The sequence below is a fragment of the Chryseobacterium taeanense genome (assembly GCF_900099685.1).
Lineage (GTDB): Bacteria > Bacteroidota > Bacteroidia > Flavobacteriales > Weeksellaceae > Chryseobacterium > Chryseobacterium taeanense.
Map to the genome: position 1 here is coordinate 578,373 of NZ_FNDW01000001.1, position 26,495 is coordinate 604,867.

The window sequence follows — 26,495 nt, forward strand, 5'->3', positions numbered from 1 at the left end:
ATTTGGATATTTATAATTTTATTGGTGTGCATTTAATTAACTTAAAGTTTAAACCAACACTAAATGAGGAAAATGGAATCTGAATTTATTTTTTTTAAAGCTGGACAAGGTTCTTTTTATGGTGGACGAATATGGCTGCATAAAACTAATCAAGTTTATACAGTTGTTTATGACTGTGGAACAAGTCCTTTTATTGCGGGAAATAGCCAATCATTAAATAATGAAATAAGTTATTTCAAAAATATGCATCATAATTTTCTGCAAAACAATAATGAAATTGAATTGCTATTTATCTCGCACTTAGACTATGACCATGTTTCTGGACTAAAACGACTTTTAAAAGAATTTCAAGTCAAAAATATTATTTTACCATACATAAAAAAAGAACACAGAAAATTCTTTTTGATATCAATTTTTGAAAATAATGATCCTGATAACAACCTAACAATTGATGAATATATTTCATTTATAGAAAGCCCTCACCAGTTTATTGCACAAAACAGCGATGGAACTAAACAGTTTTATATTAAACCTAATAGTAATAATGAGATAGAATATCAAGATTACGATAATAGCGACAATCAATCAGTAAATATCTACCCAAGAGGAACACAAAATACTGACATAATTGAGTTAGTTGGTCAGCCAAATGTTTTTGTATATGAGAATAATTTACAATTTTTTATTAAACGCAATTGGGAGTTTACAACTTTTGCAAAAAACGTCAGTGAAACCGCAATTGATAAATTACACAATTGCTTAAAAAGTAAATTGAATAAGAAAACAGCAGATGATTTATCTTTTGAGGATTTAAAGAATATCGTATTAGTTAATCGAAAAGAAACTCACAAATGCTACACTGAATGTATTGGTGATATCAATTCGCACGGTCTCGTACTTTTACATGGACCAATTCGTTTTCAACACTTATGCGGGGACATTTATTCTAATTGCGAGTTAAATTATTTTCGTAATTATTGCCCCTTTTACGATTACCATCATTTTAATAGCAATAATAGGTCAATGTTGGGAACTCTCTTGTTAGGTGATACTTCATTAAATCCGAACAATAATCCTATTGTTTTTCCCAAGGCATTTAAAGATAAACTAGTTAATGTTCACATAGTTCAAGTACCTCATCATGGTTCTTCAAAGAATTGGGACCTTGTTGAATTTGCTGCATTAAATATTGGGGACAATATTAGTCGTTGGGGGAATCATGTGGTTGCAGTATGTAATTTTGGTTATGGTAATAAGTTTGGACACCCTTCGCATCATGTTTTAAATGATCTGTGTTCAACTATATTTTTGAATTCACAATTTTCAAGACTAAATATTCGCTATGACATTTATTTTAAATTCAAATAATTAACCTAATAAAATTACGTGATCCAATTTCAAACTTCCATCCTCCAACTTCCCCCTTCCAGTCAAAATTATTACCTTTGCTAAAATTTAAATTGTATGTCGTTAAGAGCTGTGCTGTTCGATATGGATGGCGTTATTGTGGATACAGAACCATTGCACAGAAAAGCCTATTTTAAAACATTTAATGAACTGGGAATTGATGTTTCCGAAGATTTATATGCTTATTTTACAGGAGCTTCCACGAAAAGTGTTTGTGAAACGCTGATTAATAAATTTCATTTAAAACCGACGTACGAGGAAATTGCCGACACCAAAAGAAAATACTTCAAAGATTACTTTTATAACGATGAAGAATTTGACTTAATTCCCGGTGTAAAGGAATTGATCGAACATTATTATGAAAACGGAATTACGCTGATATTGGCTTCTTCTGCAACAATGGCAACCATCAATATGGTTTTCGAAAAATTTGAACTGGAAAAATATTTCAGTGGTAAAATAAGTGGGGCTGATTTAAAAGAATCTAAGCCTCATCCTGAAGTTTTTCAATTGGCTGCTGAAATGGCGGGCGAACCTGTTGAAAACTGTATGGTGATTGAAGATTCTACCAATGGAATTTTAGCAGCCCATCGCGCAAAGATTTTCTGTGCAGCCTACAGAAGCACGAATTCTAAAAATCAGGATTATACGTTGGCGGATATGGTGGTTTCTGATTACGAAGAATTAGAATTGGATAAAATTTCAAAATATTTTTAAAAGGAAAAAGCTCTCAACATCTGAGAGCTTTTTTATTGCATTTCTGTCATTCTGAATGAGCATCGTGGAGTGAGAATCTCTGTAATTTGTGAGATTGCTTCGCTCTTCGCAATGACGATTAAAACATTATTTATAACCAAGAATTTTCAGTACATCTTCCGGTTCTTGTTTTTCACGGAAAACTTCATATTGAAGCTCGCCGTTTTCATCTTTCTGAATCAAAATATGTTGCGGCTGAGGCATCAGGCAATGGTGAATTCCACCAAATCCACTGATCGTTTCCTGATAAGCTCCGGTGTGGAAAAATCCGATGTATAAAGGTTTTGTATCACTGAATACTGGTAAATAAATTGCATTGGTATGCTGTTCAGAATTGTAGTAATCGTCTGAATCACAGGTTAATCCGCCTAGGAAAACTCTTTCGTATGTATCTTCCCATCTGTTGAGAGGAAGCATGATAAAGTGTCTTGAAATAGCCCAGGTATCAGGGAGTGTGGTCATGAAAGAAGAATCGATCATGTTCCATTTTTCTCTGTCGTTCTGACGTTTTTGGGAAATAATTTTATAAATGTTCGCACCACTTTCTCCAACTGTAAAGCTCCCGAATTCTGTATAAATATTTGGTTCTTCAACGCCTTCTTCCTCGCAGAATTTTTTAATCTGGGAAACGATTTCCTCTACCATATACTGATAATCGTAATCGAAATTCAGAGAAGTTTTGATAGGAAAACCACCACCAATATTCAACGAATCAACTTCCGGAGCGATTTTTTTCAGACGAGCATAAACACGAAGACATTTGTATAATTCATTCCAGTAATAAGCAGTGTCTTTGATCCCAGTGTTGATGAAAAAGTGAAGCATTTTCAGTCTTGCATTCGGGTGTTCTGCGATCTTCTGGCTGTAATAAGGAATGATATCTTTATATCCGATTCCTAATCTTGAGGTATAAAATTCAAATTTTGGTTCTTCCTCAGAGGCAATTCTGATCCCGATGTTGAAAGTGGTATCAATGCTTTCCGTCAATTTATCCAGTTCGCGGTAATTATCCAGAATCGGAGTAATGTTTTCAAAACCACTGTTAATCATATCTGAAATTTTTGCCAGATAATCATCCGTTTTGAAACCGTTGCAGATTACTTCTATATTTTTTTCAACTTTTTCGCTTTCGTACAGAGATTTTACAATATCCATGTCGTAAGCAGATGAAGTTTCTATGGAAATGTCATTTTTTAAGGCTTCTTCCAGCACAAATTTGAAATGACTCGATTTTGTGCAGTAGCAATAGGTGTAATTCTTTTTATATTCGGTTTTCTCAAAAGCTTCCCTAAACCAGCTTTTCGCCTTCTGGATATTCTGAGAAATTCTCGGCAGGTAGCTAATCTTTAGCGGAGTGCCAAACTTTTCAACAACTTCCATTAGAGGAATGTCGTGAAATAACAAATTGTTCTCAGAAACATTGAATTCTTCGGTAGGAAAATACAATGTCTGATCAATAAGTTCCGAGTATTTTATTTTCATTTCTAAACAAGTGAATTAAGAGATGCAAAATTGCTAAAAAAGTTTGGTTTTTTAACGTTAAAATTGTTATAAATTTCCATTTGCGTTCAATCTTAAAATCTATAAGTATTGTCAATACGTAAACTTTTGAATGTATTCTTTTTGTTTATCTTCAGTAATTCCTAATACTTCTTGAATATATCGTTTAGTTGATCCGTATTCTTTATTGATTTGATTAAAGGAAGCGTCAAGATAAGCTGTTTCTACCCAGCTTAATTTTTCGAGAACTTTGATATCCATTTTAGGGTACAGGAAATGTAGGTTTTCGGCAAGATTGAGACGTTTGTTAATCAGTTTTTTCCGGTAGTTATTGGATAAAAGGTAATCGTTATAAATCGTCTCTTTATCGAATTTTAAAATTGTTAAAATTAATGCGGTAATAATTCCTGTACGGTCTTTTCCGGCTGTGCAGTGGTATAAAACAGGCTCGTTGGATTCTAAAATTTCTGTGATGATTTTTTTAATGATTTCGGGGTTTTCAGTTACATAATCTTTATAAAAGTCAAGCATTCTTTTTTCAGCATCAGAACCGTTGACTTTTCCTTTTAATACTAATTTTTTAGCCTGATCCAGCTGATCGCCTTCATCTTCAAAAGCTGAATAGTTTTTGTACATAATTCCAGGTGGAAGATTATCTGGCTTTTTAGCAATTTCCTTTGAATTTCTCAGATCAATAATCTCCCCGATTTCTAAACGATCGATTTCTTTAAAAGATTTTCTTTTCAGTTTGAAAAGATTTGCGCTTCTGTAGAGTTTTCCTTCTTTTAAAGTTCTTCCGTCAATATTTCTGATATTTCCAACGGATCTGAAATTATTAACTTTTTTAATTTTAATATCTTTCGCGGTTATAATTTTTCCGTATTCGGGTGTTGAAAAGTGCTGTGTTCTGCATGAAAAAATGCAAAGCAATGAAATGATTAGAAATGATATTTTGATTAGGTTTTTCATTTTTTTACGTCCCACAGATTTCACTGATTTCCACAGATTTTTCAGCTTGTTGATAATATGAATTTAAATTACGAATAATTTTTACCGATGAAAATTGATAAATCTTTATTATAATTTTGTTTTATATTCCCACAGATTTCACGGATTTCCACAGATTTTTCCAGCTTGTAGATAATATGAATTTTAAATTACGAACAATTTTTACCCATGAAAATTAATAAATCTTTACTGTAATTTTGTTTTACATTCCCACAGATTTTACGGATTTGCACAGATTTTCCAGCTTTTGGATAATACGAATTTAAATTACAAATAATTTTTTCCAATGAAAACCAGCAAATCTCCTTTTTCATATTCGATGGAAACTTCATCTTCAACGGCAAAATTTCTTGTTCCGATTCTTGAGGTGATATTTAAATTTCCCTTGGACAAAGGCCAGTTCAGACCTTTTGTTGTGATATTTTCAACTGAAGGAAAAGGATACAGTGATATCATTTTACCCTTGACATTATGTAATATAAAACTTTTAGGAATAAAATAATATTCAGAAAACGCATCATAAAATTTGATGTCCAACTGATCTTTACATCCGAAAGCCACTGTAAGATTTCCCAAAAAATGATCCTGTTCTCCTCCGCTTCCTCCGAGAATATCTACTTTTTGAATGCCTTTTTCAATAATAATTTCTAACGCTTTCTGAAAATCGGTTTTATCCTGATCCGGAGTGTAAATGAATTTTTCATCATAAATGTCTTCATCTTTCCCGGAATGCGAATCAAAATCACCGGAAATAAAATCCAGTTTTTCTAAAGGGAAATGAAGTGTTTTCAGATAGTGAAAAGCGCCGTCCGTACAGGCAATTAAGCTGTATTCTTCAGGATTTGGGAAGGATGTTGGTGCGTCTCCGTTGATGAAAAGTAATGCTTTATCTTTCATTCGGATTCCAGTATTCTTCCGGTTCGTTATTGATTTTTGAAATATATCTCGCCAATACAAACAGGTAATCTGAAAGGCGGTTTAAATATTTTATTAATTCAGGGCGTACTTCTTCAGATTCATTTAAAAATACCAGAGAACGTTCTGCACGGCGGCAGATGGTTCGTGCTGCATGTAAAAAAGTGGCTGCTTTTCCGCCTCCGGGAAGGATGAAATATTGCAGTGGTTCCAGTTTTTCATCAAAAGCATCCATCCATTTTTCTAGTTCTTCAATTTCAATATCCGAAATAAGAAGTGTCAGACGCGATTTTCCGTTTGCCAGCATCAGTTTATCAACAGGAGTTGCAGCCTCAGAACCCACGGTAAATAAATCAAACTGTATTTTTTTGAGTTGTTTTAAGACTTCTTCATCTTCGATATGGCTTTTCGCAATTCCGATGAAAGAATTCAATTCATCTATATTTCCGTAGCTGTCGACTCTGGCGCTCGCTTTTGAAACTCTCGTTCCACCATATAAAGCGGTCTGACCTTTATCGCCGGTTTTTGTGTAAATTTTCATAGGACTAAATTACTTTTTTATCTTAAAGGCTACAAGCTTTGGATCGCTTTCCTTATCATTCATTTTCATTTAAGAACTTCAACTTCAATAGCGCTGTCGTCAAAAATCTTGATAAACGCTTTAGTGTAATCCTTCTTCGTTGCAAAGTTCGGATTGTCTAAAAATTTCTGTGGATTGACGGCAAACAGCGGAAACCATGTCGATGAAATCTGGATTTGGATTTTATGTCCTTTTTTAAAGGTATGAACCACATCCTGCAGCCTGAAATTCACTGCTGTTTTCTGATTCGGAATCAGTGCTTCAGCTTTTTCCCTGGAATTTCTGAACCTTGCAGGCATAATCTCGCTTCTTACCATTTGATGATAATTTCCATAAATCACACCGTCTTTCTTTTCAGCAGGTTTATAATCTTCAGGATAAATATCAATTAATTTTACCGCAAAATCTGCATCGGTGGAAGTGGAAGCGATATTTAATTTAGCCATAATTTCGCCCGCGAAAGTAATATCATCTGCTAAAACATCCGTTGTGAAGGTCAGTACATCGGGTCTTCCTTCTGCAAATCTCTGGTCTTCCGACATATAATTTCTTGGAGTGAAGCCGTTAAAATCCTTCAGGTTGTCGGAACTTAAAACCGGATTGTCCGGATCGCTGTAGTATTCTGAAAAACCTGTTCCTGCTGCTTTTTTCAATGTTCCATCGGATAAATAAAAGTTTACTTTTTCAGCTTCTTTTGGCGGATAATTAGCGAATTCTCTCCATTGTTTTGCACCGGTGTCAAACATCAGCGCTTCCGGTAATCCTGCATCCTGTTTTGTATTTCCTTTTAAATAATGATTAAAGAATTTCGTCTCAATATTTTTCTGATAATACGTCGCAATGCTGTCTCCGAAATAGATATCATTGTGGAAATGTTTTCCCTGCTCATAGGCCCAGGCTCCATGCGAGAAAGGTCCCATAACGATGGTGTTTTTAGCTTTAGGGCTTGTTTTTTCGATGGTTTTATAAATATTCAGCGGTCCGGAAAGATCTTCTGCATCAAACCAGCCTCCGACAGTCATAACCGCATGATTTACATTTTTAAGATGAGGTAAAAGACTTCTTTTCTGCCAGAATTCATCGTAATTGGGATGGTTCATAATTTCCGTCATAAAGAAATTATCCTTGTAATATTTTTCATATCCGTCTTTCAAAGTTCCCATATCCCGGTAGAATTTAAGACCGTCTTCAGAAGTGGGTTTAATCATGGTATCTGTGTACCATGCTTTATTTTCCGGTTTTGTTTTCTGAACTCCAAAGACAGGAAAGGTTCTAAAATAGGCTAACATTACTTTTCCATTGTGAAGAAAATCATCATTCCAGAAATCTGAGATCGGAGCTTGTGGTGAAGAAGCAACCAATGCCGGATGCTGTGCCAGAACCCCGACTGCGGTATAGAATCCGGGATAAGAGGTGCCGTATTGACCAACCTTCCCATTGTTTCCTTTAATATTTTTCAGAAGATATTCGATCGTATCGTAAGTGTCCGTACTTTCATCGACATCTTTTTTGGTTTTTCGGTCAACCTGTGGAGTCATATTGGTAAAAGTTCCTTCACTCATGTATCTTCCACGTACATCTTGAAGTACAAAAATATATTTGTCCTTCATTAAATATTGATTGGGACCAAGCTTCGTTCTGTAATCATTTTCACCGTACGGCGCAATGCTGTAGCAGGTTCTCTGCATCAGAAACGGATATTTGTTTTTACTGGAAATATCTTTAGGAATGTAAACCGCTGTGAAAAGCTTCACCCCGTCACGCATCGGAATATACATTTCTTTTTTTGTGAAATTATCTTTTACAAAAGTATCTTCCTGAGCTGTATTTTGTGCGTTTCCAAAAACGAAACATAAAATGAATAAAATTGAAAAATGAACCTTCATATATAAAATTTGGGGCTAATTTAATGATAAATGATTTTATATACTGTTGGCCGGCACAAGATTTCTGAAAGAATTGGCATCCGTGACCTGTACTAAAAGCAAAAATTCCGGTAGGCCTTCCTTTTATTTTAATAACCGCTCTAACCTGTCAGAAGTGACGTACAGGCATTCCGAACAGGCGTTCAAGCATTCCGGTGAAGCGTTCAGGCATTTCGAATAGACGATCAACCAGTCCGAAGAACCGTTCAACCGATCCGAAGAAGCGATCAACCAGTCCGAAGAGCCATTCAACCAGTCCGAAGAAGCGATCAAGTACAATTTATTACATTTCAGTACTTTACAGCTTTGTCGAAAATAGGGTTGATGACAGATTTGTTTACTTACAAACCAAAAAAAAGCATCCCTGGAAGAGGATGCCCTGTGTAAAATAATTTTAATCTATTGGGTTTTTGTCTTTTTTCCTGCGAATTTATTAAGTTTCATTGTTAACGAGAACATGACATAACGTTTGAGGATCAGGTCGTCACGGTCTTCAAAATAGGTGCTTGAGATCACTCTTCTTACACTCTGGTTTTGATTCAGCACATCATAAACTTTTACTTTAGCAGTTAGTTGCTTGTTGAAGAATGAATAGCCGACGCTCGTATTCCAGAAATAAAAATCTCTTTTAAAACCGGGAGCAATATTGGTGCTGGTATTGTATTCCATATCGTTTCCTAAGATCAGTCTGCTTTTGAAAATATAATTGGTAAGTTCCAGCTTCAGGGTCTGGTTGCTGGTATTCACATCGTCGATGATGTAGTTTTTATATTTTGATAAATTATATCCAATTGTATAAGAAGGTTTTACGGTAAGTTTTTCTTTGATTTCGTACGTTAAATTTATTCCGGGATTGATATTGTATGACTGGCTTATAAATTCCTGGCCGTTTATGAAACCTTTATTGAATGCATAATTGGTATTGAGTCTTGGGTTGATTGTCAGTTTATTTTCTTTCCATTTGAATGTTTTGCTGAAACCTCCTCCCAAGTTGAAATTTTTGTTACCGCTGATATTGGCATAGGTGATCAGCTGCCTTCCACTTTCATCGAATGAAGAGTAATTGATGATATCATTGTTCTTATAAGTAAATCCAATATTCAGGTAATAGCTGATAGTTTTTACCATATTGAAATTGTTGAAATAAAGATACGTAGAATTGCTCCATGTGTTTTTCAGATCCGGATTTCCCTGAAAAGCCACCAAAGGATTTGAAATATCCCGGTAAGGAGTAAGTTGTTCTGCAGTCGGGATGGTAAAGTCTGAATAATGATAAAGATTTAATCTTTTATTCTGGGAAAACTGATAGTTTAACCCCACATTATAGCCTGGGAGAATGAAGTCTTTTTGCAAGTCGTAATTCTGACCGGTATAGCTTGAATTTACGTTCATATTCGAAATGTCAGCATTCAAAGCTCCCCAAGCACTTATTTTATTTTTGTTGAGTTCAAATGATAATTCGGGAGTAAACTCATCGATCTTCTGATTCATCCTGTTTGATAAAATATCATTGTAGCTGGAATAATCCTGTGTTGTTGCATTGAAATCATTTACATCACGTAGATTTCTCATATTGGATGAATTATAGCGTATGCCTATACCAATATTCAACGAGTCCGAAAGAGGCTCTGAATATCCCAAACTGAAACGATAGTTGTTGTTGAGATTTTTCCTTACTGAATACTGGTTTCTGTTATCAAAAGATTGAGGCTGTGTATAGAAAATGTTTTCAGATCTGTTCAGTTTGTTTTCCTTGTTTTCTGAGATGCTGCTGCTCATATTGGCATGCATTTCCCGACCTTTTTTCCGGAACTTCTTTGAGAAATAAATATTAGGGCTAAAGGAGTTGTTCTCAGAGTCTGTTTTGGTGTAATTATCACTTGTGTTCAGCAGATTGTTGTCTTTAAACGTACGGGAATTCGAAGCGCTGAAATTATGTGTCTCATTTCTTGAGAATGAAGGAGAAAAGTAAATACTCGTGAGAGAATCCAGTCGTATTCTGGCTGAAAGATCAAAATTATACTGTTTCGATTCATTTTCACCATTATTTTCGGAATCTGTTTTTAGAGTGTAATCAGGAAGTAAGGTAGTTCTTGATACTTTGGACCTTGTCTCAAGATTATTGTCGATATGAATTAAGCTCAGGTTGTCCAGATCGGTATCTTTCCCGAATTTATCACTGTAGTTCAACCCGATAGTTGTAGACTTCTGAATACCTTTGGTGTTGGCCCCTGCCGAAGAATAATAGGTAACCCCTCCTGAAGTGAATACGGAACCGCCCTGCATCAGCCATGAATTTCTTCCGCGCCCCATACTGTCGAAAACCTCATCGCTGGAAAAGCCCTGTGAATTGATGTTATTTGATGCGGCCAGAAGGCTTATTTTCGTATCGTTTTTAAAATAACTCAGCAATCCGCTGCCCTCATACCTCTTATCAGAGCCATAGCCCAGCGTAAGTCTTGAAATGAGTCCTTTATTTTTCTTTTCATCAATATTGAAATTGATGGTGGCATTATTGGATTTTGAAGCTTTACCACTCAGTTCCTCTTCTTTTGTTTTGGTAGTGGTAAACTGAATATTTTTGATAATATCCGCAGGTAAATTTTGCAGCGCTATTCTTCCGTTTTTGTCAAAAAAAGGCTTCCCGTTGATGGTAATTTGGTCAACCTCTTTACCATTGATCGTAATTTTTCCATCGTTATCGATCTGAACACCGGGAATCTGCTTAAGAAGTTCTTCAATTTTACTGTCAGGACGAACCTTTATGGACGAAGCATTAAATTCAATCGTATCCTTTTTAATCTTTACAGGTGATACCGTAAGCTTGACTTCCTCAATATTGGTTACCGAATTTTTCTCCAGTTCAATATCTCCCAATGAAAAAGATTTGTCGATCGTTTCAAAACGTTTAGAAAAAGAAATCATTTTATCAGCATCTATCTTCAAAATGCTGGGCTCACTCAATTCATCTGCTTTCAGAGCAAACTTACCTTCGCGGTTGGTCGCTGTATAGTTGATGATAGAGGAGTCTTTTTCCTTAAGAAGATAAACCGTTGCGTTTTCGATCGGTTTTTTTTCGAAGTTGAGAATCTTTCCGTCGATATTTAATTTCTGTGCATTAAGAATCAAAACGTTGAATGTCAGGATAAGCAGAATTGCTAATTTCTTCATGTAATATAGATTATTAGAGCCGTAAAAGTATAAAAAATCTTATTTAATTCACAATTAACAGAGTTAAAGACCGTTAATCTTTTCCATGAAATTATCGTGAATTGTTAATTTCCCATAAAAAATAAAACATCCTCTAACAAAGGATGTTTTTTAATTTTATATGATTAAAGATACTAAGCTCTCAAATATCTCGAGTAAGCATATCCTTCCTGTCCGTCTGAAGTTTTTACTTTCCACCAGTCGTCTGAAGTCTGCTCTATCAATGTTATGGAAGATCCTTTGGTTGCTTTACCGATAACCGCAGCGTCTGTGGAAGGCTCCTGTCTGATGTTCAGATTAGAGTTATCCGTAGCTACAGTAAGCGCCGTGCCTGATGCCAAACCGGAAACCTGCACGTCAATATTAATATCTGAAGCAGAATAGGTAGAATCAATCGTCCCTAAAGCATTCCAAACGGCATCTTTTGCAGCGGTATTGGAAGCACTTCCCGAAACGTAAAGAATTCCATCCTGTTCCTGAACTTTAAGATCAGAGATTCCTGCAGACTGAGCCGCAGAAACTACTCCTGAATATTTATCTTGTAATGTACTCATGATTTCTTATTTTACGGTATAGTTATAGTTTACTTTTCCTACTTTTAAGGCATCTACGGATTCTTTAACCTTTCTTGCATCTGAAGAAGAAATATTTCCGGTAAGGGTCAGTTCTCCATTGATTACTTCAACATTTACTCCCGGAATATCCTTTACCGCATCTTTTACTTTCTGCTGTACAGCAGGATCTACGGCCGATTGTGTTTCTACCGGAGTTGTAGCAGTTGGGGTAGCAGGAGCTACAGTAGCCATATCGTGAACATCTTTAATTCCATTAATAGCTTTAAGCTGATTAATCATGGCATCTTTTGCCTCTTGGGATTCAAAAGTACCGCTCAGGTGCGCAACACCGTCTTTTACTTCCACGGAAGCCCCGGGATTAGAAGTTACCACCGTAGTAGCCTGAGTTTGAAGATCAGCGTCAGAAACTTTCTTTTTACATGAAACCGATCCGAAAGACACGGCTACAGCCAGTGCAGCCATTGCGATAGTTTTTTTCATAGTAGTATATTTTGATTTGTTAGTATGCTTAAATCTAGCAGTAAAATTTATACCAAAACATAAAAACTACATCAGTTTTATTAAAATATTCTAGATGTCATACAATTATGGTGGAAATAAAAATTAGTTTTAACAGAATTATTATATAAAATCGATCTGAATGAGATAGGCTTGGCAGCAATTGTAAAAATATTATATTTGCCAAACTTGAATTATAGATATGAAAGGACAGAATAAATTATTTATAGCTATTGTCATTGCACTTATCCTGGGTGTAGCAATCGGCGGATTTGTACATATACAGTATCCTGAAAGTGCAGAACCTTTTTCTAAAAATATAAAGCTTTTAGGAACTGTTTTTATCCGGCTCGTACAGATGATTATTGCTCCTCTGGTATTTACCACTCTGGTGGTGGGAATTGCCAAGATGAGCGATATCAAAATGATCGGAAGGGTAGGGACTAAAGCCATGCTGTGGTTTATTTCTGCATCTCTGGTATCTCTTTTCATAGGGCTTATGCTGGTCAACTGGCTGGAGCCTGGTCACGTTACAAAACTTCCGATTCAGGACGCTGCTTCAGCAGAAGAGCTATTGAAAAGCAGCAAAGGTTTTTCAATGGAAGATTTTGTAAAACATGTTATTCCCAAAAGTGTGTTTGAAGCTTTTGCCACCAATGAAGTTTTGCAGATCGTTGTTTTCTCGATCATGTTTGGGGTTGCTTTGGCTAATTTGGGCGACGAATATGCGCAGCCTGTAGTAAAATTGTTTGATATTGTAGCACACGGAATTCTTAAAATGGTAGGATATATCATGTGGTTTGCGCCGCTCGGGGTGTTGGGCGCTATTGCTGCAGTGGTAGCAACCAATGGTTTTGATATTTTTAAAGTATATGCCATTTATCTCAGGGACTTCTTTTTTGCCTTGGGTATTCTTTGGCTGGTGCTTTTAATCGTAGGGTATTTAATCATCGGCAACAGGCTTTTTGAGTTGTTGAGAAGAATTAAAGAACCATTACTGATCGCTTTTTCAACAACAAGTTCAGAGGCGGTTTTTCCGAAACTGGTGGAAGAATTAGAAAGATTCGGATGTAATAACAGAGTAGTTTCATTCATTTTACCTTTGGGGTATTCTTTTAATCTGGACGGAAGTATGATGTATATGACGTTCGCATCTATTTTTATTGCCCAGATCTACGGTATTGAAATGACCCTAGGTCAGCAGATCACGATGCTTTTGGTATTAATGCTCACTTCAAAAGGAATTGCGGGCGTGCCAAGAGCTTCACTTGTTATCATCGTGGCTACCTGTTCCATGTTCGGAATTCCGCCGGAAGGAATCGCTTTAATCTTACCGATCGACCATTTCTGCGATATGGGAAGAAGTATGACCAACGTTTTGGGAAATGCGCTGGCTACCTCAGCGGTCTCCAAATGGGAAGGTCAGCTTGACAATCATGGAGGAAATCTGTAAAATATAAATTTCAGCTTTAGCTGGTGAATGGTCAATAGTGAATATTCATTATTGACCATTTTTTTAGGAGCTATTTCCTGCTCTCACTACTCGCTTTTTTGTTTATTCTGCGGCGGCAAAGCCGCCGCAGAATAAACAAAAAAAGCTCAAACATACCGTTCGATCAGGGCTAGAAAAACACCCGTAAATATTCTCAATCATTGAAAGAAATCTTTGCATCTTTGTGTTTTAAACTATTCTCCAGAATAAACTATAAAAATGAATTTACAAAATCATAAAGATTCAATACAAGAAAAAGGCTTTACCATAATCAACAATATTTTTTCGGATGAAGAAATTGAAAAGATCAGTGAGGTAATTCAAAATATAGATACTTCCAAAGAAACTTTCAGGAAATCGGAAGACCTTTTTGCCATCCGGCAGTTTTTAAAAGAAATCCCCCAGAAATGCTATTCACGATAAAATACTGACGGTAGCATAGCGTTTAGGTCTCTATTTTCCGAGAGATGCTTTCGTCGCCCGACACAAGGGTCTCTCATCGGTCGAGATAAGAAGGTTATCTCGAGCGTGATAAGGTGTTCTCATCGACCGATGAGAACACCTCTCGAAAACCGACTGTCTTTAGCAGGATAATTTTATAGTATGAATAAACTCCGGTTTGGGTTTTGGGTCCCGGCCGGAGTTTTGGCTTCGACTCCGCTCAGCCGCATTTGCAGGACTAGAGTTTTAGTGTTTTAGAATGGAAGGATCTTGATGGCTTCGGCTCCGCTTAGCAACCATTTAACGGATTCCAATACGTTCCCCTGTCATCCCATAGGGATCTAATCCCGAATCTTTCCATGTTAACTTTAACAGCTATGCCGAGATTCCTACGGAATGACAAAAAGTTGTAAAATAGTAGTAGCTTCAGCTCCACTCAGCTACCGAGACTTTATTAAGAGTTGCTATCATTTGCTGAGCGTTATAGTTTATGCTGAGCCTGCCGAAGTACCTTTGTGCTCGAAAGAATATGCGTACAGTAAATACCTCTTGCGAACGTTGCGTTAATAAATGCAGAGAGATTCTTCACTCCGCTTTACTACGTTCAGAATGACAGAGCAGCGTTGTAAATAAGATCATTACTTATACTTTTCTACGACTTTATTTAAATAGACTTTATATTTTTCGCTGATGGGAATTCTCTCATTTCCTATCATCAGATTGTTTTTTCCTATACTTTGAAGATGCTGGAGCGAAATGATATGGGAATTGTGAACCCTGATGAAATTTTCTGAGTTGATTTTTTCCATGATGGATTTCATGGTCTGATGGACAATCAGTTTTCGGTTTTCCGTGTAGATAATGATATAATCTTTCAGCGCATTGATGCGGGTAATTTCACTGAGATTAAGTTTTACATCTTCATTGTTGGAACGCACGAAAATAAATGATTCATTAAACAGAGATTGTGCATTTTTTTCGTGTATTATTTTAGAGTTATTCAGCTTGTTATAACTTTTATATACTGCTTTCAGAAATCTTTCAAAAGAGAAAGGCTTCAGCAGATAGTCGGTAACATCCATTTCGAAGCCCTGTACGGCGCAGTCGTCATATGCAGTCGTAATAATGACATCAGGAAGTTTACTGAAACTTTTTAAAAATTCTATTCCGGAAATATTCGGAAGATTGATGTCAAGAAATATAAGATCAACATTTTCCGTTTGCAGTGTCTGTATGGTTTCGGGGATATCATAGCAGTTTTTTACCAGGTTCAGAAGCGGAATCCGTGATATATATTCTTCAATAACGTGATGAGCCAGTTCTTCATCGTCTACGATTATGCAATTCATTTTTTAATTCAGTTGAAGTTTTAAATTTACACTGTATTCTGAGCCGTTGTCTTCAATATCAAGCTGATATTTATCGGGATAAAGAAGATTTAGTTTCATTTTTGTATTTTCTATCCCCAGCTTGCTGTCATTGTTCTCTTCAAAATTTTTCTTCTCATAAAAATTGGTAACCCGGAAATCCAATAACCCATTTTGCATATAAATTTTGATATCCAGTGGCCCTTTCTTTAGATCGGCGTACTTAAAAGCATTTTCTACAAATGTTAAAAGCAGAAGAGGTTCAATCTCATACGATTCAAAGTTACCATAAAATTCATAATTCATATTGTTGAATTTATTGAAACGGATAGATTGTATCTCAATGTACTTTTTAATATTGGAAATTTCATCATTCAGATTATTCTTATACCCGTTTTTATTATTAAGAACATAGCGCATGATATCCGACAAAATCAAAATCACCCTCGGCGTATCTTTAGATTTAGTGATGGATAGTGAATAAATACTGTTCAGGGCATTAAAAAAGAAATGCGGATTGATCTGTTCCCGCAGAATTTTAAGTTCACTGGATTGTCTTTCAAACTCCAGGGCTTTAATTTTCTTTCCGTTTTCCACCCATTTGTCTAAAAAGAAAAGAAGAGTGCTGAATACGATTGAGAAAATTCCGATTCTGAAAAAAATATCATATAAGCTTATCCCGTTCTGGAAAGGAATCATTTTTCCTTTCTTCGGAAAATCTTTGGGTGACATGGGCATATGCTTTGGCATCGGAGGCAGGAAAAAAATCATAAGTGCTACATACACCGCAATCAGTGAAACGGTGATAATAATGATTCTCGTTGGAGTCTGACGAATGATAAAAGGCAGAACCAGGTAATAATTGATATAAAATAATATGATAGCGATAATGAACAGCTTTATATTCATCAGCAGAAAAAGATTGCCGAAAACAGAGTAATCCATAATCAGCTTAAAAAATATAAGAATGATCCAGATAATCCAGTGATAGATGTATGTTGTTTTTATTTGTTTAAAAAATGCTGTCATAAAGCTTTCTTTTTATAGGGTACACAAATTCCCTCAATACAAAATATTGAAGGAATTTTCATTGTAATTAAAGCATCTAATACGCTATCTTCATAGAATCCAGTTCATGTATAGAAATTCTTGGGAGCGTTCGTTTTGTTATTTTTTTAATAACAAGCAGGCCGGTTTTCTGTGCGTCTGTTTCATTTTTAAATGTCTTTTCCCCCTGTATTGCAGGAATAAAAGGTTGATTTATAAGAACTTTTTTTTCTTTCAGTATTTGATATCCGTATCCTGACTTTTGTTTTGTAATCTTTACATCAAAGGTATTGTTTTTTTTCTCACAGCCCACGAGTAAGATTGCCGATGAAAAGAATATCCTGAAGAAAATTTTAGTCGTCATCATTTTCGCTTTCGTTAGGGTGGAATACCCAAATATCATCAAAATAAGAAGAACCACTATTTCCGGTAAGAACATAGCCATAGTTTCCTATTGAAAATGCACAGGCACTTTCTCTTGACGATCCCTCAAAGGATGTTCGTTGCGTCCAGTCATTAGTAGAAGGATCGTATTCCCAGGTTGTATTTCCGACACCGCTTGTAGAGCCTGTTGCTACATATCCCAGTCCATTGGCTGCAAATGCAGCTGGTGAAGTTCTGTTTTGGGTATCATCATCATTACTTGTATCAACTTTTCTGGTCCATGTTTCCGATCCGGGATCAAATGCCCAGAAATCTGATACCAGGCTTCCGTTATTGCTCCCGAATCCCACATACGCAATATTATTGATGACGAAGGCTGCTCCGTCTCTTCTTTTAGAGCCTCCCAGACTGTTGATGCTGCTCCACGATGACGAAGATTCGTCATACTTGTAAAAATCTTTCAATTCGCTTCCATCGTATCCAGTACCTACATATCCTTTATTATCAATTCCGAAAGCCAAAGCTGCATATCTTGCTGTTCCCGGAAAATCCTCGATCTGCGTCCATGAATTTGAGGAAGGATCATACTTATAAAAATCTTTTAATTTGTTTAGTCCGTCATATCCTGTGCCTACATATCCGTATGAATTGGTGGCAAAACCCACGGCAGAACTTCTTTTTGATCCCGGAAAATCTGCTTTCTGGGTCCATGCATTTACATTTGGGTCGTAGCTCCACAGGTCATTGTAATAAAATTCTCCGTCATAACCACCGGTAATATATCCCTTTCCGCTTACAACAAATGCAGAGGCGTTAGAACGGGGTTTACCGTCCAGATCCGAGACCCTTACCCAGTTTCCTATGAGTTCATCGTCATCATCGTCATTACTACAGCTTACTGCTAAAAATGTTCCTACAAGAGTGAGGGCTAAGATTGAAAGTTTACCATTCATTATTCATTCTTTTTTGTGCAAATGAATTCCATTCTGAGGTATTCTGAAAATTTTTTAGACGAATGCCGGTTTTTTATAGTCAGATGAAGCGATTTTATTGACGGATTCGTGATGCGGAAAAAATCGGCAGATATCTAATCAAACATAGCTGTTGTCTACAACTAACAGCAAAAGGAAGAATAAATTTTAGCCCGTTATATCTTCATTATATGTTTGCGCAAAAAAAGATGTATAAATATCTGTTATTATGTATTTCGTTGATGTTTTTATTTTCCTGTGAAGATGAAAGCAATACGTATGAAGTAGGAAGTTCCTGGATGGATGCACAGTCGAAAATTGTAATGATCGATACGCTTACGATGAAAATGTCTACCATCATGATGGACTCTACGATAACCTCCGGGAAAAGAGTAATGATGATCGGAAACATTCAAGACCAGACTTTCGGAAAAGTGACTTCTTCTTCTCTTTTTGAGCTTACTCCTTCAAGCTATAGTTTATCATCACCTTCCACTGCGGTTTATGATTCCCTGGTCATGTATCTTACCAACACAGATTTCTACTACGGAGATACCCTGAAAACTTACAAATTGGCTGTTCATCCCTTGACAGACAGGATAAAACTTAACAACGGATACCTTTACAATAAAAGTAACTTTAATTATTCTTCGAATTCCATCGGAAATGCAGAATTCTATCCAAGACCTAATACAGACAGCAGCTATGTAAAAATTAAGCTCAATCAGTCTTATGGGCAGGCACTTTTCAATACATTAAAAAACAGCGATGTTACCAATCAGGAATATTTCCTGAACTTTTATAAAGGCCTGGCGCTTGTTCCTTCATCCGAAAATAATGCGATGCTGCGTTTCGGAATTAATTCTCTTTATGAGGTTCAGATCAATAAAAGCACAAAAGAGAAAGTCTCTAATGTGGTAAGAATGTACTATCATACAACATCTCAAAACGGAACCGAACTTGTGAAATATACATTAGATTTGAGTCCGAGCACCACTCTTCAATACAATAAAATTTCAAGTGACTTTACAGGATCCGAATTGGCAAATCTTACACCCCAAAATTCTATTCCGTCAACAAGCCTTGGAAATAAGACCTATCTTATGGCAGGAATCGGTGTCTATACCAAAGTGGAAATTCCTTATCTGAAATCATTAAAGAATTTATATGAAAATTATAAAATCATTGATGCTACGTTATCAGTAAGTCCTGTAGCAGGATATTATTCAAATAATTTCTATAATCCAAGTCCGCTTTACTATTATGTCGGCGACAAACTGAATCATCTTGTCAGCAATTACACTTCCGACGGAAGTACCGAAATCACCACAAGTTTATCAGACAGCAGTGAGTTTCAAAACGAACATACTTACAATTTTTCCATGAGAACATATGTAAACAGTATTTTAACGGAAACCACAAGCTCCAATCATAACACGCTTATTTATCCGTCTTCTTATGCCGATGTTCTTTGTGGGAAAACAGTTTTCGGAGATGCTAAAAATAAAACAAATCCTGCGAAGCTGAAGATCTATATGCTGGGATATTAATGCAGAATAATTTATGAATAAAAATAAAATAACAATATGTACACTGTTCTCGTGCGTTTTTGCATCGGGATTGTACGCTCAGAACTCATCGCCTTACTCTTATTTTGGAATCGGAGGGTTCAATAATGTTGATGATACACGGAATATTTCGCTGGGAAATACAGGAATTGCGCTGGAGGCACCTGATTATATCAATTCTAAAAACCCGGCCTCAATGACAGCTATTACTTCCAGAAATGTCATCTTTAATGTAAGTGGAATTTTGAAGTACAATACAATTTCCAGCAATTTGGGATCTGATAAAAGACTGAATTCCAATTTTACAAACTTCAGTGCGGCTTTGCGGCTTTCAAAAAAAGCTTTTGTCGGTATAAACATACAACCGGCAACTTCTTCAGATTATAAAATTTCTTCTACGATCCCGATTGAAGGAACCGCCCTGGAATATCCTGTGACTTATGAAGGAAGCGGTGGACTTACAAACTGGGGGATAAGTCTGGCTTATAAACTGAATGATAACTGGAGTTTTGGAGGGAAAGTGAAAAATAACTTCGGAACTATTGTGCGTAAAGAAACCATTTCCACAACATCTGAAGTAGAAATCAGCCGAAGTGTACGCTATACAGGTTTTAGTTATAATTTAGGAACACAGTATAAGAAAAATTTTACAGATAATTTTCAGCTTACCCTGGGAGGAATTGTAAATTTCGGAAGCAAACTGGTTTCCAAAAGAGAAGTTTCTTACACCGAGAATCAGGATTATACCAATACGCTGACCTCAAAACTTTCTTCAAAAGATTCATCGCTTCCTCTGGAAATGGGAGCCGGACTTTCCATTTTAGCAAAGGAAAGATATAGAATGACTTTCGATTTCATCCAAAGCAATTGGGATAAAGTGAAAAATACAGAAACGTCGGAGCAATATTACCGGCAGAATGTGTATGGTTTAGGTTTTGAAATGCTTCCTGCGAAAAAAAGTTTTGAAAGCATTTCGGAGGCATTTACATACCGTCTTGGATTAAATTACGACACGGGCTATTATAAGATTAATAATGTCAGGATCGATAAGCTGGAAGCTACGGTAGGTTTGGGAGTTCCCTTAAATAAGGTTAATCTAAATGTTGGTTACGGCTACGGAATTCACGGACTTCAGAAAAATGTTTCCATCAAAGAACATTATCATATGCTTACTCTCAGTATGAATTTTCTTGATACATGGTTTAAGAAACGTTATCTGGATTAAAAAGTGCTTATTTTTAAAACAACAATACCGGCGATGTTATTCAAGAAATGAAGAAGATCATGTTGAATGGTTGATAGCGTTGCCACCCAAATCCCTTTCGGAACATCCGGAAGGGGTTTTTTGTGAAATTGATTTGGAATGAAATTTCTATCGAATAAATCTCATATTTAAAGTAGATAAAGCGGAAATAACGCAGTAAAATCATTTTGTATATTTGCTCATGAGTGACATGACATTCTGTAGAAATTAAATATACAATGAAGACAATACAAATAGTTGCCGACAATCTTAAAAGAGAAATACATAAAGGATATTTTTTCATACTATTATTTACTCTTTTTTGTTCCTGTACCTCATCGAGTAAAGAAGAATATGAAATTCTGAACATTGCAATAAATAAATGTGTCTTTAAGGCAATAGATCCCAAAGAGATTTCTAAAATCATGGGGCAGGAAAGAGTAAGTTCAAGTGAGGCACTGGATATCATAGATGAGAGAATGAAAGACCGACGATACACATTTTCCATGTCTGATACTCTTTATACCGCAAATCTGCCCAAAAACACATGGGATTACCTGCATTATAATGATATTTTCGAAAATAATGATCCGTCAATTTTAATAGATTTCAGTAAAATAAAATCTTTGGAAAACAGAAAAAGGATTAATAGGCCAATAAAAGATGATGATTATTTAGGTCATTTTAAATTTTACAGGGTTCTTTTTGATAAATGGAAAGAAAGAGCTTATATGAGAATCGATATTCCGAAATCTAAAGGTAGAATATATGGTTCGTTCGGATTGATGTTTAAAAAAGAAAATGGAAAGTGGAAATTAGGAAATTAATGCCTTTTTATTTGTCATTTAAACGAAATATAAAAGACGATCAAATACTTTACGGAGCAGAAACTTTGTAAATGGTAATGCTACATTGCTACGATCATCTATAAATAATAAGGAGACTACTACAATAGAAGTCTCCTTTTTTATCTGAATAAATTTATTTTACAGAAATTTCATCAATAAAAATATATGCGTCTCCGCCGGCTCCCTGGTGCCACTCCGGAAGCTTCCCGAAATGATAGGCTTTTACTTTCAGAAAACGAGCCTGTGTCGGTAAAACCTCAGCGGAAAAGTCTTTTACCTGAACGTTTTCGTCTTTAGGATCGATTGTATTTTCTACCGTTTTCAGTAAAATGTAATCTTTGCCGTTGTTGGAAACGTAATATTCCACTTTTTTAGGCATTAAAATCCAGGCTCTGCTGTCCTGAAGATAAGTTGATGACAATTGGGTAAACTGTTGTGGAGATTTCATATCGATAATCGCTTCAAAAGTCTGTCCCTGATAGCCCAGCCATTCTCCTTTTCGCCAGTTGGTATCGCCGTTGATGCCATCGATTAGGGATAATTTTCCACTTGCTGTATATTGAGCAGTAGGAGTGGAATTTACTGTAATATCCCAGTTATTGGGTCTCCTGTTGGAGTTAGCTCTTACAATCGAACTTTTTTCACCATTTCTTTCGGCATACGCTGCAATCTGCGTTGTTTTTGTGATGGTAAACGGCCCTTTATAAACGGTAAACATCTTTCTTACATTGGCATCTCCCTCATCGAGCGTTATGTAATAAATTTTATCTTCGGGATTTAATGCCGTGATTTCCACTTTCGTATTCAGATCAAAAATTCTTGCTGCTGAAATTACTGGCGATGCTGTGAGTTCATCATATTTAAAATCTTTAAAAGATTTCACGTTTTCAAAACCAAGTTTTTTAAGCTCATCTCTGCTTGTATTTTTGGTGATCGTTCTTGTGGTTCCATCTTCCAGATGAATTTTAACCTCATCAAAATACGGCTTCGTAGTTTGCCATTCCGGCAGTCCCGGCGTTACAGAATAGATTCCTATGGAACTGAGAATGTACCATGCGCTCATTTGTCCGCAGTCTTCATTTCCGATAAGTCCGTCAGGTGCATTTTTATAATAATTATCGAGGATGAATTTAATTTTTGCATCTGTTTTTTCAGGTTTGTCGACATAATTATAGAGATAAGCAATATGGTGACTTGGCTCATTTCCCTGAGCGTATTGTCCGATCAGCCCGGTGATATCTACCTGTTCTCTGCCGGTTGTTTTATCCGGTGCTGCGAAAATACCATCAATAAACTGTTCAAATTTTTCTTTTCCTCCATGCGCTGCAATAAGTCCCGGAATATCCTGCTGAACAGAGTAGGAGTAATGCCATGAGTTTCCTTCCGTATAATTGTTGTTTACTTCTCTCGGGTCAAACGGCTCATACCAGTTTCCGTTTTTTCTCGGCTGCATAAATCCGTTTTTAGGATTGTAAAGATTTTTCCAGTTCTGGGAACGTTTCATGAAATACTGGTAATCTTCTTTTTTGCCTAAAATTTTAGCCATTTGGGCAATACACCAGTCGTCATAAGCATATTCTACCGTTTTGGAAACGCTTTCATGTTCATCATCAATACTGATGAAGTTATTTTGCTTATATGCATTTAAACCGAAAATATGAAGCATGGCAGAATGTTTTGATGCTTCAAAAGCTTTTTCGTAATCAAATCCTGTAATTCCTTTCGCCATAGCATCTGCAATCACAGAAACTGAGTGATAACCTATCATACATTCCGTTTCATTGGAAGCCAGTTCCCATACCGGCAGCTTTCCGCCCTGCTCGTATTGTTTAATAAAAGTATTGATGAAATCAGCCGTTCTTTTTCTGTCAATTAAAGTCATCAGCGGATGTGCACCCCGGAAAGTATCCCAAAGTGAAAAAACAGTGTAGTAATCAAAGCCATTGGCCATATAGAATTTATTGTCGCGGCCTCTGTATTTTCCGTCGACATCCATATAAATGTTGGGCTGTGTGAAAACATGATACATAGCGGTGTAGAAAACGGTCAGTTTATCTTTATCGGAAGATTTAACTTCTATTTTCGACAGTTCTTTATTCCAGTCTGCTACAGCTTGTTTCCTTACGGCTTCAAAGTCATTCGATTTACCTTCTGCCAGCATATTTTTTCCTGCGCCTTCATAACCTGTCGAGGAGATTGATACTTTTACAAGAATTTTCTCTCCTTTTTTAACGTTAGCTGAAAAAGCTAAGGCGAGTTTTGTTCCTGTAATAAGATTCGCTTCATTTTTTCCGTTCGCCAATTTTTTCGAGATTTTCAACGGTTTTGAAAATTCAATTCTTGCATAAATGTATTGGTTGGTCGCCCACGCTTCACTTCTACGGAAAACTTCGATGGTTTTGTCATCGATGATTTTAACTTCACCTTCTAATAATTTATCTCTGTGATTTAGGTCTAAAATAATATTGGCAGTTCCCGCATTGTTGAATGTATATTCATGATAACCGACTCTTTTTGTTGTTGTTAATTTTACGTCAATATTATGTTTATCTAATTTTACCGAATAAAATCCTGCCGTAGCTTTTTCGTTCTTATGGGAAAATTTTGATGAATATTCTTTTGGGGTAAGGCTTGGTTTCCCCATCGTCGGCATCAGCATAATGTCTCCATAATCCGATACTCCAGTTCCATTGAGGTGTGTATGCGAAAATCCGTAAATCACTGAATCTGAATAATGATATCCGCTGCAGCCATCCCAACTTCCGTCGATTCTTGTATCCGGAGAAAGTTGCACCATTCCGAAAGGAACAGTAGCTCCCGGAAAGGTGTGTCCATGACCGCCTGTTCCGATAAATGGATTTACATATTGCGAATAATTTTGTGAAAATGCATTATGAAAAATAATTCCTAAAAGAACGATTAATATTCTTTTCATTAGATATAAATTAAAATTTCCCTAAAATACTATAAAATTACGTTATCCAAAAGAAAATATCTATCAGTCTCTTTACTTATTCTAAATAGGTTAATTTTTCGTAAATTTGTAAACAATTTTATTAGTTTTATGTTGACGAAAGAAAAGGTTCAGGATTTCCTTAAAGAGATAGAAGTTGATGATTTGGTGAACAATCTTCAGATCATGGGCAATGATGTATATATTGACATGACAGCTCATTCGCCAGCCATGCACGAAAAGAAAAAGCTTGAAGCTGCGATGAAACAGGCTTTTGCCAGCGAGTTTGGTGAAGATATCAACCTTAAATTGAAAATCGTTTCTCCGGAGCCGAGCGAAATTCAGCAGAGCCAGATTAAAGGAAAGCAAATCCATGGAATTCAGAATATTATAGCTATTGCTTCCGGAAAAGGAGGGGTAGGAAAGTCTACGGTTTCTGCAAATATGGCAGTTACATTAGCTAAAATGGGCTTTAAAGTTGGTTTATTAGATGCAGACATTTATGGACCTTCAGTTCCTACCATGTTTGATACGGAAGGACAAAAGCCGATCTCTGTAGAAATCGACGGAAAAAATTTGATGAAACCCATTGAAAATTATGGCGTGAAAATGCTTTCCATCGGATATTTTTCAGGAGCCAATCAGGCGGTAGTCTGGAGAGGGCCGATGGCTTCAAAAGCATTAAACCAGATGATTCGGGATGCTGCATGGGGAGAATTGGATTTCCTGCTGATCGATCTTCCTCCGGGAACGGGTGATATTCACCTTTCGATTATTCAGGAAGTTCCTGTGACGGGTGCTGTGATCGTAAGTACGCCTCAACATGTCGCTTTGGCGGATGTAAGAAAAGGTATTGCTATGTTCCAGATGGAGAGCATTAATATTCCTGTTCTTGGATTAATAGAAAATATGGCGTATTTTACACCGGAAGAATTACCAGATAATAAATATTACATTTTTGGTAAGCAGGGAGCGCAATATATGGCTGAAGATCTTGGAATACCTGTGTTGGGAGAAATTCCTCTTATCCAGAGTATCAGAGAAGCGGGGGACGTTGGTAGACCAGCGGCGCTGCAGGAGAACTCCAAGATTTCAGAGATCTATACGGAAACGGCAAGAAATATGGTGGAGAGTCTTGTGGAAAGAAATAAAAACCTTCCTCCTACGGAAGCTGTTAAGATCACTACGATGGCAGGATGCTCACCAAAAGCGAAATAATATTTTCAATAATTGAAAAAACCAACTGAACAGAAGAAATATGGAAACAAATATAACACACGAAGATACCGTAACAAGGGTAATGGAAGCGCTGGAAAGCATTCGTCCTTTTTTGAATAAAGACGGCGGCGATATAGAGCTTATTGATGTGAAAGATAACCTGGTTTATGTAAAGCTTTTGGGCAATTGTTCCGGATGTTCGTTGAACTTTTCAACTTTGAAATTGGGAGTTGAAAATACCATAAAACAACATGCTCCGGAAATCGAAAAAGTGATAAGCGTAGAGTAAGAATTTAAAGATATATTCTTAAGACAGATCCGGGTGGGTCTGTCTTTTTTTTTCTTAACTTGAAAAATAAAAACTGATATTAATCATTAACAACGCTTCTGAATTGGGTAAGTAATTCAAATTTTTTTACGAGTTTTAAAGCGTGTTATTTCAAAGGATGGGATTTGAACCACCCTTGCAAGGTTTTAATAATATTTTAGGAGTTATTATGTTAAAAAACACTGTAAATATCTGTATTTAAGAAATGTTAAAAATAATTATGAAAATTTTATAGTAATAATTCTACTCCGTTGTGAATAT

The 26,495-nt window shown here is 36.2% G+C and carries 22 protein-coding genes; 9 read left to right on the forward strand and 13 right to left on the reverse strand.

The window, feature by feature from the left end; genetic code table 11:
- Positions 1-72 precede the first annotated feature (72 nt).
- Positions 73-1,368 (forward strand): MBL fold metallo-hydrolase, encoded by a 1,296-nt coding sequence (locus tag BLR30_RS02725; RefSeq protein ID WP_228400687.1) that lies wholly within the window; start codon positions 73-75, stop codon positions 1,366-1,368.
- A 96-nt stretch (positions 1,369-1,464) separates the two neighbouring features.
- A complete protein-coding gene (locus BLR30_RS02730) occupies positions 1,465-2,124 on the forward strand; it encodes an HAD family hydrolase (protein WP_089854313.1) in 660 nt (219 codons plus the stop codon).
- A 126-nt stretch (positions 2,125-2,250) separates the two neighbouring features.
- Here the strand turns inward: BLR30_RS02730 and BLR30_RS02735 are convergent, their stop codons facing one another.
- The 8 genes from BLR30_RS02735 to BLR30_RS02770 form a co-directional block, all read right to left on the reverse strand.
- On the reverse strand, positions 2,251-3,645 hold the full coding sequence (locus BLR30_RS02735; protein ID WP_089854316.1) for a type III PLP-dependent enzyme domain-containing protein: 1,395 nt from the start codon (positions 3,643-3,645) through the stop codon (positions 2,251-2,253).
- 111 nt (positions 3,646-3,756) lie between these two features.
- Positions 3,757-4,632: a tyrosine-protein phosphatase gene (locus BLR30_RS02740; RefSeq protein ID WP_089854320.1), complete on the reverse strand. Its 876-nt coding sequence runs from the start codon at positions 4,630-4,632 to the stop codon at positions 3,757-3,759.
- Between the two features lie 306 nt (positions 4,633-4,938).
- Positions 4,939-5,568: a thiamine diphosphokinase gene (locus BLR30_RS02745; protein WP_089854323.1), complete on the reverse strand. Its 630-nt coding sequence runs from the start codon at positions 5,566-5,568 to the stop codon at positions 4,939-4,941.
- Positions 5,558-6,127, reverse strand: a complete 570-nt coding sequence (locus BLR30_RS02750) for a cob(I)yrinic acid a,c-diamide adenosyltransferase (protein WP_089854326.1) — start codon at positions 6,125-6,127, stop codon at positions 5,558-5,560. Before BLR30_RS02750 ends, BLR30_RS02745 begins: the two co-directional genes overlap by 11 nt.
- 65 nt (positions 6,128-6,192) lie before the next feature.
- Complete coding sequence (locus tag BLR30_RS02755) at positions 6,193-8,052, reverse strand: CocE/NonD family hydrolase (RefSeq protein ID WP_089854329.1); 1,860 nt, start codon at positions 8,050-8,052, stop codon at positions 6,193-6,195.
- A 438-nt stretch (positions 8,053-8,490) separates the two neighbouring features.
- Complete coding sequence (locus BLR30_RS02760; protein ID WP_089854332.1) at positions 8,491-11,262, reverse strand: TonB-dependent receptor; 2,772 nt, start codon at positions 11,260-11,262, stop codon at positions 8,491-8,493.
- A 173-nt stretch (positions 11,263-11,435) separates the two neighbouring features.
- Entirely contained in the window at positions 11,436-11,855 is a 420-nt protein-coding gene (locus BLR30_RS02765; RefSeq protein ID WP_089854337.1) for an SH3 domain-containing protein, read from the reverse strand.
- A gap of 6 nt (positions 11,856-11,861) precedes the next feature.
- Positions 11,862-12,356, reverse strand: a complete 495-nt coding sequence (locus BLR30_RS02770) for a BON domain-containing protein (protein ID WP_089854340.1) — start codon at positions 12,354-12,356, stop codon at positions 11,862-11,864.
- A gap of 220 nt (positions 12,357-12,576) precedes the next feature.
- Between BLR30_RS02770 and BLR30_RS02775 the strand changes: the two genes are divergently transcribed.
- Complete coding sequence (locus BLR30_RS02775) at positions 12,577-13,827, forward strand: dicarboxylate/amino acid:cation symporter (RefSeq protein ID WP_089854343.1); 1,251 nt, start codon at positions 12,577-12,579, stop codon at positions 13,825-13,827.
- A 258-nt stretch (positions 13,828-14,085) separates the two neighbouring features.
- Positions 14,086-14,289: a hypothetical protein gene (locus BLR30_RS02780; protein WP_175443584.1), complete on the forward strand. Its 204-nt coding sequence runs from the start codon at positions 14,086-14,088 to the stop codon at positions 14,287-14,289.
- Positions 14,290-14,945: 656 nt separating this feature from the next.
- Here the strand turns inward: BLR30_RS02780 and BLR30_RS02785 are convergent.
- The 4 genes from BLR30_RS02785 to BLR30_RS02800 all read right to left on the reverse strand — a co-directional run bounded on the left by BLR30_RS02785 (position 14,946) and on the right by BLR30_RS02800 (position 18,058).
- A complete protein-coding gene (locus BLR30_RS02785) occupies positions 14,946-15,656 on the reverse strand; it encodes a LytR/AlgR family response regulator transcription factor (RefSeq protein WP_089854346.1) in 711 nt (236 codons plus the stop codon).
- Between the two features lie 3 nt (positions 15,657-15,659).
- Positions 15,660-16,703 carry a sensor histidine kinase gene (locus BLR30_RS02790; RefSeq protein ID WP_089854348.1) on the reverse strand — a complete coding sequence of 348 codons (1,044 nt, stop codon included), beginning with the start codon at positions 16,701-16,703 and terminating at the stop codon, positions 15,660-15,662.
- 76 nt (positions 16,704-16,779) lie between these two features.
- Positions 16,780-17,088, reverse strand: a complete 309-nt coding sequence (locus BLR30_RS02795; RefSeq protein ID WP_175443585.1) for a DUF4907 domain-containing protein — start codon at positions 17,086-17,088, stop codon at positions 16,780-16,782.
- Positions 17,075-18,058 (reverse strand): Kelch repeat-containing protein, encoded by a 984-nt coding sequence (locus tag BLR30_RS02800; protein WP_089854354.1) that lies wholly within the window; start codon positions 18,056-18,058, stop codon positions 17,075-17,077. Before BLR30_RS02800 ends, BLR30_RS02795 begins: the two co-directional genes overlap by 14 nt.
- Positions 18,059-18,285: 227 nt before the next feature.
- On the opposite strand from BLR30_RS02800, the gene BLR30_RS02805 reads away from it, so the two are divergent.
- The 3 genes from BLR30_RS02805 to BLR30_RS02815 all read left to right on the forward strand — a co-directional run bounded on the left by BLR30_RS02805 (position 18,286) and on the right by BLR30_RS02815 (position 21,714).
- Positions 18,286-19,626, forward strand: a complete 1,341-nt coding sequence (locus BLR30_RS02805; protein ID WP_175443586.1) for a DUF4270 family protein — start codon at positions 18,286-18,288, stop codon at positions 19,624-19,626.
- A 13-nt stretch (positions 19,627-19,639) separates the two neighbouring features.
- The gene (locus tag BLR30_RS02810) at positions 19,640-20,869 is read left to right on the forward strand and encodes a PorV/PorQ family protein (protein WP_139164573.1); all 1,230 of its coding nucleotides are present in this window, start codon (positions 19,640-19,642) and stop codon (positions 20,867-20,869) included.
- 257 nt (positions 20,870-21,126) lie between these two features.
- Positions 21,127-21,714, forward strand: a complete 588-nt coding sequence (locus BLR30_RS02815) for a hypothetical protein (RefSeq protein ID WP_089854363.1) — start codon at positions 21,127-21,129, stop codon at positions 21,712-21,714.
- A gap of 154 nt (positions 21,715-21,868) precedes the next feature.
- On the opposite strand, the gene BLR30_RS02820 is transcribed toward BLR30_RS02815, so the two are convergent.
- Positions 21,869-24,670 carry a GH92 family glycosyl hydrolase gene (locus tag BLR30_RS02820; RefSeq protein ID WP_089854366.1) on the reverse strand — a complete coding sequence of 934 codons (2,802 nt, stop codon included), beginning with the start codon at positions 24,668-24,670 and terminating at the stop codon, positions 21,869-21,871.
- Between the two features lie 129 nt (positions 24,671-24,799).
- Between BLR30_RS02820 and BLR30_RS02825 the strand changes: the two genes are divergently transcribed.
- A complete protein-coding gene (locus tag BLR30_RS02825) occupies positions 24,800-25,906 on the forward strand; it encodes an Mrp/NBP35 family ATP-binding protein (protein WP_089854369.1) in 1,107 nt (368 codons plus the stop codon).
- Positions 25,907-25,946: 40 nt separating this feature from the next.
- Positions 25,947-26,195, forward strand: coding sequence for a NifU family protein (locus tag BLR30_RS02830; RefSeq protein WP_051289253.1), 249 nt, complete (start codon positions 25,947-25,949; stop codon positions 26,193-26,195).
- Positions 26,196-26,495: the final 300 nt, after the last annotated feature.

Coding starts and splice junctions, on each gene's coding strand:
- BLR30_RS02750 (WP_089854326.1), bottom strand. CDS start 6,127: ATGAAAATTTACACAAAAACCGGCGATAAAGGTCAGACCGCTTTATAT.
- BLR30_RS02810 (WP_139164573.1), top strand. CDS start 19,640: ATGAATAAAAATAAAATAACAATATGTACACTGTTCTCGTGCGTTTTT.
- BLR30_RS02800 (WP_089854354.1), bottom strand. CDS start 18,058: ATGAATGGTAAACTTTCAATCTTAGCCCTCACTCTTGTAGGAACATTT.
- BLR30_RS02830 (WP_051289253.1), top strand. CDS start 25,947: ATGGAAACAAATATAACACACGAAGATACCGTAACAAGGGTAATGGAA.
- BLR30_RS02780 (WP_175443584.1), top strand. CDS start 14,086: ATGAATTTACAAAATCATAAAGATTCAATACAAGAAAAAGGCTTTACC.
- BLR30_RS02730 (WP_089854313.1), top strand. CDS start 1,465: ATGTCGTTAAGAGCTGTGCTGTTCGATATGGATGGCGTTATTGTGGAT.
- BLR30_RS02790 (WP_089854348.1), bottom strand. CDS start 16,703: ATGACAGCATTTTTTAAACAAATAAAAACAACATACATCTATCACTGG.
- BLR30_RS02745 (WP_089854323.1), bottom strand. CDS start 5,568: ATGAAAGATAAAGCATTACTTTTCATCAACGGAGACGCACCAACATCC.
- BLR30_RS02740 (WP_089854320.1), bottom strand. CDS start 4,632: ATGAAAAACCTAATCAAAATATCATTTCTAATCATTTCATTGCTTTGC.
- BLR30_RS02820 (WP_089854366.1), bottom strand. CDS start 24,670: ATGAAAAGAATATTAATCGTTCTTTTAGGAATTATTTTTCATAATGCA.
- BLR30_RS02825 (WP_089854369.1), top strand. CDS start 24,800: ATGTTGACGAAAGAAAAGGTTCAGGATTTCCTTAAAGAGATAGAAGTT.
- BLR30_RS02760 (WP_089854332.1), bottom strand. CDS start 11,262: ATGAAGAAATTAGCAATTCTGCTTATCCTGACATTCAACGTTTTGATT.
- BLR30_RS02775 (WP_089854343.1), top strand. CDS start 12,577: ATGAAAGGACAGAATAAATTATTTATAGCTATTGTCATTGCACTTATC.
- BLR30_RS02785 (WP_089854346.1), bottom strand. CDS start 15,656: ATGAATTGCATAATCGTAGACGATGAAGAACTGGCTCATCACGTTATT.
- BLR30_RS02765 (WP_089854337.1), bottom strand. CDS start 11,855: ATGAGTACATTACAAGATAAATATTCAGGAGTAGTTTCTGCGGCTCAG.
- BLR30_RS02795 (WP_175443585.1), bottom strand. CDS start 17,088: ATGATGACGACTAAAATTTTCTTCAGGATATTCTTTTCATCGGCAATC.
- BLR30_RS02725 (WP_228400687.1), top strand. CDS start 73: ATGGAATCTGAATTTATTTTTTTTAAAGCTGGACAAGGTTCTTTTTAT.
- BLR30_RS02735 (WP_089854316.1), bottom strand. CDS start 3,645: ATGAAAATAAAATACTCGGAACTTATTGATCAGACATTGTATTTTCCT.
- BLR30_RS02805 (WP_175443586.1), top strand. CDS start 18,286: ATGTATAAATATCTGTTATTATGTATTTCGTTGATGTTTTTATTTTCC.
- BLR30_RS02755 (WP_089854329.1), bottom strand. CDS start 8,052: ATGAAGGTTCATTTTTCAATTTTATTCATTTTATGTTTCGTTTTTGGA.
- BLR30_RS02770 (WP_089854340.1), bottom strand. CDS start 12,356: ATGAAAAAAACTATCGCAATGGCTGCACTGGCTGTAGCCGTGTCTTTC.
- BLR30_RS02815 (WP_089854363.1), top strand. CDS start 21,127: ATGAAGACAATACAAATAGTTGCCGACAATCTTAAAAGAGAAATACAT.